Here is a 10654-nt window from a genome sequence, read left to right as displayed (position 1 = left end):
ACGCTGGCCACCGCCGGGTTTGCCGCCCGAACGCGCGCCGCCGCCACCCTGTGACTGGCCACGACCCCCACCGCCGCCGCCACGACGCCGGTTGCCACCACCGGGCTTGCCGCCAGGTTTGCCACCAGGTCGTCCACCGCGTGGTGCACTTGCGCCGGGCATTGGCTCCCAGGGCGTGCCCGAGGCTGTTGGAATAGTGATCTTCATCACCTTCTGGATCGCCTTCAGCTCGTCCATCTCGTCTGGTGCGCAAAAGGCCACGGCCTGGCCTTCTTTCCCGGCGCGGGCCGTCCGGCCGATCCGGTGCACATAGGCATCCGCCACATTGGGCAGCTCGTAGTTGTAGACGTATTTCACATCCGGGATATCCAGGCCACGGGCCGCAACATCCGTTGCCACCAGAACCTTGATCTGACCGGATTTGAAGGCCGCAAGGGCGCGTTCGCGCTGTCCCTGGCTTTTGTTGCCATGGATCGCTGCGGCGGCAAAACCGGATTTCTCCAGCACCTTCATCAGCTTTTCCATACCGTGTTTGGTACGGCCAAAGACCAGCGTGCGCTCGTCTTTATGGGCGCCCAAAAGCTCTTTCAGCAGGCTCAGCTTTTCGCCTTTGGCGATGAAATGCACCGACTGCGTCACCTTGGCGGCGGGCTTGCCCGGAGGGGTCACTTCAATACGCACAGGGCGTTTGAGGTAGGAGTTGGCGATTTCGTTCATCTGCTTTGGCATCGTCGCCGAGAACAGCATGGTCTGGCGCTCAACGGGCAGCAGGGCGGAAATCTTGCGCAGGGCATGGATAAAGCCGAGGTCCAGCATCTGGTCGGCCTCATCCAGCACCAGAAAGTCGCAGGAGCCAAGATCGAGCGCGTTGCGGTCCAGAATGTCGAGCAGACGGCCAGGGGTGGCCACCAGAATATCGGTGCCGCGCGAGATCCGCTGGATCTGCGGGTTGATCGACACACCCCCAACCACCAGACCGATTTTCATCGGGGTGCTTTCGGTCAGATCCTTTAGGGTCGCTGCGATCTGGTTGGCCAGCTCGCGGGTTGGGGCCAGAACCAGACCCCGCACAGTATGCGCCGCAGGCTTGCGGCCATACTCCAGCATACGGGCGATCAGAGGCACGCCAAAGGCGGCCGTTTTACCGGTGCCGGTCTGGGCCAGACCCAGTACATCTTCGCCGTTCAGGGCGTGGGGAATGGCGCGCGCCTGGATTGGGGTTGGGTCATTGAGACCCATATCAGCCAAACGGGCCAGCAAAATTTCGGGCAGGCCCATTGTTGAAAATTCAGTCACGTATCGTCCTTTCGCGGCTCTGTGCCAGAGGCAAAAGCCGTGTGAGCCAGTCGCACAACGCGCTGGCTTTTGGTGGGGCAAAGCCCTCAAACGGGCGCTGGCGAATGCCAGGCCGCTGGGTTTTGCGAGTGCCCCACGCGTGATTTTGGGAACCTTGGCACTTCACTAGACATCGGAGTGTATCGCACGATCATGGTGCGTCCGGGCTGTCTCTGCTCACGCGGCAGGGAAGTATGCCTAGCCTTCACATGGGGGTAACTTTGCCTAAAGTCAATGAGCAGATCGCGGCGAATTTTGGTTTTCGTCGGCGGTTTGTTTGATTACACAGGGAACCCAGACCAGTGAACCCAGACCGGTGAATCCAGGCCAGTGAACGGAAAGCAAAACGCAATGACGATTATCGCCCGATGTGAGGCCAAGGGCCTGCGGATGACCGGCCAGCGCCGGGTGATTGCCCGTGCTCTGCAGGACAGCGCTGATCCCCCTGACGTCGAAGAGCTCTATGCCCGCGCCAGCGCGCTGGATGCCGGGATCTCGCTTGCTACCGTCTATCGTACGGTTAAGCTGTTTGAAGAAGCCGGCATACTGGAAAGGCTGGAGTTTGGCGATGGTCGGGCCCGCTATGAGGATGCGGATCGCGATCACCATGATCACCTGATTGATATCAATACCGGTGAGGTGATCGAGTTCTGCGACCCCGATATCGAGGCGCTCCAGGAACGAATTGCCGCAAAACTTGCTATCAGCTCAAGGGGCATAAGCTGGAACTCTACGGTGTGCCGCTGAACAAGAAGGCTCCTGTGGATAAGGAACTAGTGGATGAGGATCCCGCCGATAAGGCTCCGGTCGAGAAGGGCTAGCTGCGCGCATGTGTCGCTAAGGGGGGCAGCACCGGGGTGTTTGGCATAGGCGCTGCCCCCACCCATCAATTTCCGTGATGTTTAAGCGAACAAGTTGTGGTGTGCTGTGTCGCAAAGAGACTTGCAGCACGGCGAGCAAGGTCGCATCCCGTAGACAAGGCTTCCCTTTGTCACTGAAGGCAACAGGGGCATTTTTGCTGGAGGCACGCGCGTGAACAATCTCAATGGAATTCTCTTTGTTATCGTGTCGATGGCGGCCTTCACCCTGGAAGACATGTTCATCAAGCGCCTGTCGGGGGAGATGCCGGTTGGGCAAATTCTGATTCTGTTGGGCATTGGCTCCGGGGCGGTGTTTGCCGCGGTGGCGCTCTACAGGGGCGACAAACTCTTTGCACCAGCCGCCTGGCGCGGTGTGGTCTTGCTGCGCACGGTGGCCGAAGGCCTGGCGGCTATGGCCTTTGCCACGGCGCTGTCACTGGTGGATATTTCGACTGTGGCGGCGGTATTTCAGGCGTTGCCGCTGGTGATCACAATGGGGGCGGCTCTGTTTCTGGGCGAGCAGGTTGGCTGGCGGCGCTGGAGCGCGATCTGCGTGGGTTTTGTTGGGGTTTGCTGATTGTGCGCCCCGGTTTTGAAGGCTTTGACCCGTCGGTATTTCTGGTCCTCTTTGCGGTTCTCATGGTGGCGGCGCGTGATCTTTTGACCCGGCTGGTTGATACGGCAGTCTCCTCGGCGGTGGTCAGTTTTCAGGCCTTTGCCTCGATGATTGTGGCCGGGGCACTGTTGCTGGTCTTTACCTCGGGTGAGGCCACGGCCGTGGATCGGTCGCAGGCGCTGATGATGCTGGGGGGCATCGTTTTCGGCGTCGTGGGGTACTATGCCATCGTGCTGGCAACCCGTATTGGCGATGCTGCGGCGATCACACCCTTTCGCTACAGCCGCTTGCTGTTTTCCATCCTGGTCGGGGTCCTGGTCTTTGGCGAGCGGCCGGATGCGCTGACACTCGGAGGGGCTGCGCTGATTATTGGCTCTGGTCTTTTACACCTTTGTGCGCGAACGCCGCCTGGCCCGCCTGGAAATGCCGTCTTGCGCATGAGGCCAAAGGCCTGGGGGCAGAAGCCTGCTAACCCAACAGCGGCTTGGGGTGGTTGTGGGCAGCCTGGGGGCGGCCTGGGGGCGGATTTCGGCATCGATACCGTTGGCGCAAACAGTGAAATGTTAGCCCTAACCGTTGTGAAATATGTGCTGTTAGCGATAACAAGGCCTGTTTACATTTCGCCCTTGGCTGCTATGACGCAGACATCTTTTGTTACAGTCAGGGACCGTCCAAATGAGCACGATAATCGACATTCACGCCCGCGAAATCCTCGACAGCCGGGGCAACCCGACGGTTGAGGTCGACGTGATCCTTGAAGACGGCACCATGGGCCGCGCTGCTGTGCCCTCTGGTGCCTCTACCGGTGCCCATGAGGCGGTGGAGCGCCGCGATGGCGACAAGGACCGCTACCTTGGCAAGGGCGTGCTGGAAGCCGTGGCCGCCGTAAACGGCGAGATCGCCGAAGAGCTGGTGGGTTTTGACGCCACCGAGCAGGTTGCCATTGATGGCGCCATGATCGAGCTGGACGGAACGCCAAACAAGGCCCGTCTTGGGGCAAACGCGATTCTGGGTGTGTCGCTGGCGGTGGCCAAGGCGGCTGCCGATTTCACCACGCAGCCGCTGTTTCGCTATGTGGGCGGCACCTCGGCGCGCATGCTGCCAGTGCCGATGATGAACATCATCAATGGCGGTGAGCACGCAGATAACCCCATCGACATCCAGGAATTCATGATCATGCCGGTCGCGGCTGACAATATTCGTGATGCGGTCCGCATGGGTGCTGAGGTCTTCCACACGCTGAAAAAAGAGCTCTCGGCGGCAGGTTTGTCTACTGGTATTGGCGACGAAGGCGGCTTTGCGCCCAACATTGCCTCGACCCGCGAAGCGCTTGATTTCATTCTGAAGTCGATTGAAAAGGCAGGCTATCGCCCCGGCGAGGAAATCTATCTGGCGCTGGATTGCGCCGCGACCGAATACTACAAGGACGGCAAATATGTGCTTTCAGGCGAGGGTAAGGTTCTGTCGTCTGGCGAGAATGTCGACTATCTCGCCGCGCTGGTGAACGACTACCCGATCATCTCGATCGAGGACGGCATGGGCGAAGACGACTGGGACGGCTGGAAGGCGCTGACCGACGCCATCGGCGACAAGGTGCAGCTGGTGGGCGATGATCTCTTTGTCACCAACCCGGCGCGTCTGGCCGAAGGCATCAAGCGCGGCAGTGCCAACTCTATGCTGGTGAAAGTGAACCAGATCGGCACCCTGACCGAGACGCTGCAAGCGGTTGATATGGCGCATCGCGCCGGTTTCACCAATGTGATGTCGCACCGCTCGGGCGAGACCGAGGATGCTACCATTGCCGATCTCGCGGTTGCGACCAACTGCGGTCAGATCAAAACCGGCTCTCTGGCGCGCTCTGACCGTCTGGCGAAATACAACCAACTGATCCGTATCGAAGAAGTGCTTGGTGAAGTGGCGGAATACGCCGGCCGCTCTATCCTCAAGGGATAAGAGAGCAGGCATAAAGAATTTTGCAAGGGGGCAGTCCAGCGCGGGCTGCCCCTGTTTTTTTGTGCTGTGGCTGCGCAGCCAGATGTTTTTTGGGCGAGGCGGGTTTCTTGAAATCAGCCGCCTTTGAAATCAGCCCCCTTTGAAATCAGCCTGCTGTAAAACCAGCCCCCCGTAAAATCAGACACAGGGGCGGCCTTTGCTGCTTTGCGCTGAGAAAACTCAGCTGCCTACAGGTTCTTCGTCATCAGCATATATCTGTCGCGGGGCTCAAACCGCGCCCGCTGGTACAGCCTTTGCGCCTGCGCATTGTCGCGGTCGACCTCGAGATGCAGTGCCTTGATGCCAGCCTGGGCTGGGGTCTTTGGCAGCTCGATCAAGACTTCGGAGGCAAGGCCGCGGCCCCGGACGGGGGGACGGATGTAGATCTCATCCACAAAGCCATCCATGCCGCCAAATTCCACGGACCAGCCAAAGGTCACCACGATATAGCCAATTGGTGCCCGTGTCGGGCCAATGATATAGACCGCGCCATAGGGGATGCCCTGCAGCAGCGGCTCTATTCCGGCACGGCGATGCTCAGCGCTGGTCTCCAGGCCTTGCTCTAGGTGAAAGGCCTCAACCAGGGTGAGCAGCTTGTCCAGATGCTCGGGGCGGGCCAGATGCAGGGCAGCTGTCATAGCCGGGCCAGACGTTGGGTGATGAGGGTGAAGAAACCATCAGCGTCAATATCTGCCATAAACAGCGCATTTGCCGCCCGGTCGGTGACCCCCCACCAATCGGCCACGGTCATGCCAAGGGTCAGCTCAGACCGGGTCTCTACCTCGACGTTGATATGGCGCCCCGCGAACAGCTCGGGCTGGATCAGATAGGCGATGACACAGGGGTCATGCAGGGGGCCGCCGTCGGAGCCATATTTCGCCATGTCAAAGCGCTCAAAGAAATCGAGCATCTCGGCAGTGAAAGGTCCGGCACGGTTGTTCAGCGCCCGCAAGGCCTCGATGCGCGGTCTGGTGGTCAGCGCCTTATGGGTGACATCCAGCGGCATCATGGTGATTTTGATACCGGATTTCAGTACAATATCAGCGGCTTCCGGATCAACGTAGATGTTGAACTCGGCAGCGGGTGTGATGTTGCCGACCTCAAAATAGGCGCCCCCCATTAAAACGATCTCTTGCACCCGTTCTATGATATCAGGGGCGGCCTGAAAGGCAGCGGCGATATTGCTAAGGGGGCCTAGCGGGCACAGGGTGACGGTGCCGGGTGCTTCAGTGCGCAGAGTGTCGATGATGAAATCAACACCGTTTTGCGGCTGTAGCAGTATTGCGGGCTCAAACAATTCCGGCCCGTCCAGCCCGGTCTTGCCATGGACCTGTTCGGCCGTAACCAGAGCGCGCGACAGGGGCGCGGCGCGGCCGGCAAAGACTTTGACATCGTTTCGGCCTGCGACCTCGCAGATGATGCGGGCGTTTGCCTCGGTGCGCGACAGCGGCACGTTGCCGGCCACGCAGGTGATCCCCAGCAGGTCGATCTCTTCCGGGCTGGCCAGCGCCAGCAGGATGGCGACGGCATCATCCTGGCCGGGGTCGGTGTCGATGATCACTTTGCGGGCAGTCGGGTAGGTCATTGGGCGTCCTAAAGTTTCAAGAGACAAGCCTTGCAGTCTCGTCAGGGATTGTCCAGCAGGCGAGGCGCGCCGTGTTGAGATCCGGCATGAGCGGGCAAGGGGGGAGAGCTGGCGGCTAGCTCTGGCCGCGCTCGTCGCGTTTGACCTCATCCCAAAGCGCATCCATCTCGGCGAGATCACTGTCTTGTGGACGTTTTCCCCGCGCACCCAGCTTGGCCTCAACGCCTTCAAAGCGGCGGATGAATTTTGCATTGGCCTGACGCAGGGCGGCTTCGGGCTCAATCCCCAGATGGCGGCCGAGATTGGCCATGACAAACATCAGATCGCCAAATTCCTCCTCGACCTCAACCTGGGTCAGCGTGTTGCGGGCCTCGACCAGCTCGGCACTTTCCTCGGCGATCTTGGCAATGACCTCGTCAACCACTGGCCAATCAAAGCCAACGCGGGCGGCGCGCTTTTGCAATTTATAAGCGCGCAACAGCGCGGGCAAGCCAACCGCCACGCCATCCAGCGTGCCTGTTTCCTGTTTATCTGCGCGTTCGGCGGCCTTGATCGCCTCCCAATCTGCGGTCTGCTGCTCAGAACTTTTGTTGCGGCTCTCATCGCCAAAAACATGGGGATGACGCGAGACCATCTTGTTGGACATGGTGGTGACCACATCCTGAAAGGTGAAATGCCCGGCCTCGGCCGCCATCTGAGCGTGAAAGACCGACTGAAACAGCAGATCCCCCAGCTCGCCTTTTAACTCGTCCCAGGCGTGGCGCTCAATGGCATCGGCGACCTCATAGGCCTCTTCAATGGTATAGGGCGCGATGGTGCTGAAATCCTGTTCGATATCCCAGGGGCAGCCGTGTTCCGGATCCCGCAGGGCTTGCATGATCTCCAAAAGGCGTTCAATTCCAGCGTGTTCATCATGGATCAGCGCAGGGTTAAAAGGGGGCGTCGGGGGTGTGTCAGGCATTGCAGCGGCTCTTGTTCCAGTGTCAGATGCATCAATCCCGAGTCTGATACAGGAGTCCACCCCATGCCGGTTGTGAACCGCATTACTGATTACGCCACCGAGATGAAGACCTGGCGTCAGCATCTGCACCAAATCCCCGAACTGGCGCTCGATCTGCCCAAGACATCCGCCTATGTGGCGGAGCGCCTGCGCGAGATGGGTGTTGATGAGCTGCACGAAGGCATTGCCACCAGCGGCATGGTTGCGATCATCAACGGGCAGGCCGAGGGGCCAACCATAGGGCTGCGCGCCGATATGGATGCGCTGCCAATTCCCGAAGAAACCGGCGTCGACTATGCCTCGCAACATGCGGGGAACATGCATGCCTGCGGCCATGACGGCCACACCACAATGTTGCTGGGGGCGGCGAAATACCTGGCAGAGACGCGCAATTTCTCGGGTCGGGTGGCGTTGATCTTTCAGCCCGCCGAAGAGGCGATAGGTGGTGCGCGCATCATGGTCGAAGAGGGGATCATGGAGCAGTTTGATCTCTCGCAGGTCTATGCGCTGCACAACTCACCGGGCCTGCCGGTTGGCGCCTTTTTGACCTCTCCGGGGGCATTGATGGCGGCTGTGGATACGTTTCACATTCATATTCAGGGGGTTGGCGGGCATGGCGCGATGCCGCATGCGACCCGTGATCCGGTGATGGCCGCCTGTGGCATTGCCCAGGCGATCCAGACCATCATCAGCCGCAACCACCACACGCTCGAAGATCTGGTGGTCCCGGTGACGCAGATCCACACCGGCACGGGGGACAATGTGATCCCGGAGACCGCCTATATCAACGGCACGGTGCGCACCTTTAATCCTGAGGTGCAGGCCATGGTGATGCGCCGGATGCAAGAGATCATAGCGGGGCAGGCGGCCAGCTATGGCGTCACCGCAAATCTTGACTATGAGATCGGGCTATCCTGCAACCATCAATGACGCAGAGAATCTGGGTTTGCGGTTGATGTGGCGGGTGAGATTTCGGGACCAGAAAATGTTGAGGCAGATGGCGGGCGTGAAATGGGCGCCGAAGATTTCTCTTATATGCTGAACGCGCGTCCCGGTGCCTATCTGTTTTTGGGGCAGGGCGAGAGCGCCGGGCTGCATCACCCAAAATACAATTTCAACGATGACATCTCTCCCATTGGTGCCTCGTTTTTTGCCCGCCTCGTGGAACGGGCGCAGCCGCTGGCCTAAAGGAAGGTGACAAGAGGCCTCAGTAGGGTCTATTCCCTGCGGCAATAATATGATCATATTGTCAGATTGGTGGCCCGGCGATGGGCCGCCACACATGTAAAGCCGGGCGTTGATACAAGCGCGGCTTGGGCAAAAGGGAAAGAGGCTAGCATGGCACTGGAAGACGCAAAAACGCAGGTCGATCACGCCTTCACGCGAAAGGATCTTACGGGGCACAGTTTTGAAAATACCTTTGGCGGTGCGATGTCCTTTTTGCGTCGGCGCTATAGTAAAGACCTGACACATGCAGATATTGCCGGCACCGGCGTGCGCTTTGATCAGGCTGTCACCAACCGACCCGGCACCCGTCTTGGGCCACGGGCCATCCGCGAGGCCTCAGCTCTGCAAAGCCCCGACGCCCCCTATGGCTGGGGATATGACCCCTTGAGCGAGCTGGCGATCGTGGATTACGGCGACCTGGCCTTTGACTATGCCAATATCCCGGCCTTTCCCGACACACTTCGTGATCATATTCGCGGCATTCTGGCCACGGACACGGCCTCGGTCACGCTGGGTGGTGACCACTATATCAGCTTTCCGATCCTCAAGGCCTATGCCGAAAAATACGGCCCGATTTCGCTTCTGCAGTTTGATGCCCATACGGATACCTGGCAGGATGACGACTTTAGCCGCGTTGATCACGGCACCATGTTCTATAAGGCGGTGAAGTCGGGTATTGTTGACCCTGCCACCTCGGTGCAGGTCGGCATTCGCACCAGCAATGACGACACGCTGGGCGTCAATATCATTGATGCCGCCACCGTGCATGAAATCGGCGCAGCCGAGACCGCGCGGCGCATCACATCAATCCTGGGAGATCGCCCCACCTACCTCACCTTTGACATCGACGGATTGGACCCGGCCTACGCACCCGGAACCGGCACACCGGTCTGGGGCGGGCTCACCTCAGCGCAGGCCGCTCGCATCTTGCGCGACATCAAAGGTATCAATATCAAGGGCGGTGACGTGGTGGAGGTATCGCCTCCCTTTGACACCACAGGTGCAACCGCAATTGCAGGCGCGCATGTGGCAATGGAAATTATCTGCCTTCTGGGCTGGAATATGAGAGACAATGGCTGAGTTCAATCAACCGATTAGTGGCAATGATCTGGCCCGGTTTTCCGGCCCAAACACTTTTATGCGCCTGCCGCAGGCAACCTCCCTTGAGGGGCTGGATGTGGCCCTTGGCATACCGATGGATATCGGCACATCCTGGCGTTCGGGCACGCGTTTTGGCCCGAAACAGATCCGGTCCGAAAGCGCCATGCTGCGGCCGTATAATATGGCAACCGGAGCGGCGCCGTTTGACAGCCTGAATGCCGGCGATATTGGTGATCTGGCGATCAACACCTTTTCGCTCAAGGAATCACTGCGCATTATCGAGGAGAGCTATCAGGCGATCCTGTCGGGTGGCGTGATCCCTATGGCGATGGGCGGGGACCATTCGATCACCCTGCCGATCCTGCGCGCAATCGCCGCCAAATACGGCCCGGTCGCACTGGTTCATGTGGATGCGCATGCGGATGTGAATGACGACATGTTTGGCGAAAAAGAAACACGGGGCACCGTGTTTCGTCGCGCCTATGAAGAGGGTCTGCTGGTCGCCGACAAGACCTATCAGGTTGGCATTCGCGGCACCGGCTACGGGGCTGATGATTTCACCGAGGCCCAGGGCTGGGGCTTTCAGCATTTCCCTGCACAGGAACTCTGGGGACGGTCTCTGCACAATATGGGCGCTGAAATCCGCCGCGATATCGGCAACCGGCCGGTCTATATTTCCTATGATATCGACAGTCTGGACCCAGCCTATGCGCCCGGTACTGGCACGGCAGAGATTGGCGGGCTTACCACACCGCAGGCGCTGGAGTTGATCCGTGCATGAAGGGGCTGAATATCGTCGGATGTGATCTCGTCGAGGTGTCTCCGCCTTATGACACCTCAGGCAACACCGCCCTGACTGCGGCTGATTTACTATATGAGATGTTGTGCGTTCTTCCCGGCGTTAAGTCACGCTAAGCTCATGTTAGGGGGCATCCGGC

Annotated in this window: 6 protein-coding genes and 4 pseudogenes; 6 read left to right on the top strand and 4 right to left on the bottom strand. The window is 59.4% G+C overall.

Going from position 1 to position 10654, the window contains the following annotated elements; translation table 11 throughout:
• Positions 1 to 1296 (bottom strand): DEAD/DEAH box helicase (locus tag B4968_RS21280; RefSeq protein ID WP_083101226.1); only part of this gene is annotated, 1296 nt, incomplete at its 3' end.
• 390 nt (positions 1297 to 1686) lie between these two features.
• On the opposite strand from B4968_RS21280, the pseudogene B4968_RS21275 reads away from it, so the two are divergent.
• The 3 genes and pseudogenes from B4968_RS21275 to eno all read left to right on the top strand — a co-directional run bounded on the left by B4968_RS21275 (position 1687) and on the right by eno (position 4764).
• Positions 1687 to 2156 (top strand): annotated as a pseudogene (locus B4968_RS21275) (Fur family transcriptional regulator).
• A gap of 211 nt (positions 2157 to 2367) precedes the next feature.
• Positions 2368 to 3252 (top strand): annotated as a pseudogene (locus tag B4968_RS21270) (DMT family transporter).
• A gap of 234 nt (positions 3253 to 3486) precedes the next feature.
• On the top strand, positions 3487 to 4764 hold the full coding sequence (gene eno / locus B4968_RS21265) for a phosphopyruvate hydratase (RefSeq protein ID WP_083101218.1): 1278 nt from the start codon (positions 3487 to 3489) through the stop codon (positions 4762 to 4764).
• A gap of 227 nt (positions 4765 to 4991) precedes the next feature.
• Here eno and B4968_RS21260 read toward each other — a convergent pair whose 3' ends face one another.
• The 3 genes from B4968_RS21260 to mazG all read right to left on the bottom strand — a co-directional run bounded on the left by B4968_RS21260 (position 4992) and on the right by mazG (position 7349).
• On the bottom strand, positions 4992 to 5441 hold the full coding sequence (locus B4968_RS21260) for a GNAT family N-acetyltransferase (RefSeq protein ID WP_083101217.1): 450 nt from the start codon (positions 5439 to 5441) through the stop codon (positions 4992 to 4994).
• The gene (locus tag B4968_RS21255) at positions 5438 to 6388 is read right to left on the bottom strand and encodes a nucleoside hydrolase (RefSeq protein WP_083101216.1); all 951 of its coding nucleotides are present in this window, start codon (positions 6386 to 6388) and stop codon (positions 5438 to 5440) included. Before B4968_RS21255 ends, B4968_RS21260 begins: the two co-directional genes overlap by 4 nt.
• A 115-nt stretch (positions 6389 to 6503) precedes the next feature.
• Positions 6504 to 7349: a nucleoside triphosphate pyrophosphohydrolase gene (gene mazG, locus B4968_RS21250; protein WP_083101215.1), complete on the bottom strand. Its 846-nt coding sequence runs from the start codon at positions 7347 to 7349 to the stop codon at positions 6504 to 6506.
• Positions 7350 to 7412: 63 nt separating this feature from the next.
• Here mazG and B4968_RS21245 point away from each other — a divergent pair.
• The 3 genes and pseudogenes from B4968_RS21245 (at position 7413) to speB (B4968_RS21235) (ending at position 10631) form a co-directional block, all read left to right on the top strand.
• Positions 7413 to 8576: pseudogene (locus B4968_RS21245) on the top strand (M20 aminoacylase family protein).
• Positions 8577 to 8726: 150 nt separating this feature from the next.
• A complete protein-coding gene (gene speB / locus B4968_RS21240) occupies positions 8727 to 9695 on the top strand; it encodes an agmatinase (protein ID WP_083101214.1) in 969 nt (322 codons plus the stop codon).
• Positions 9688 to 10631, top strand: a pseudogene (speB, locus tag B4968_RS21235) (agmatinase). Before speB (B4968_RS21240) ends, speB (B4968_RS21235) begins: the two are co-directional and overlap by 8 nt.
• Positions 10632 to 10654: the final 23 nt, after the last annotated feature.

The organism is Pseudophaeobacter leonis (genome assembly GCF_002087335.1).
In the GTDB taxonomy this organism is placed as follows: Bacteria; Pseudomonadota; Alphaproteobacteria; order Rhodobacterales; family Rhodobacteraceae; genus Pseudophaeobacter; species Pseudophaeobacter leonis.
The sequence above is the reverse complement of the archived record's forward strand: the minus strand, read 5'-3'. Positions and strand labels throughout refer to the sequence as shown.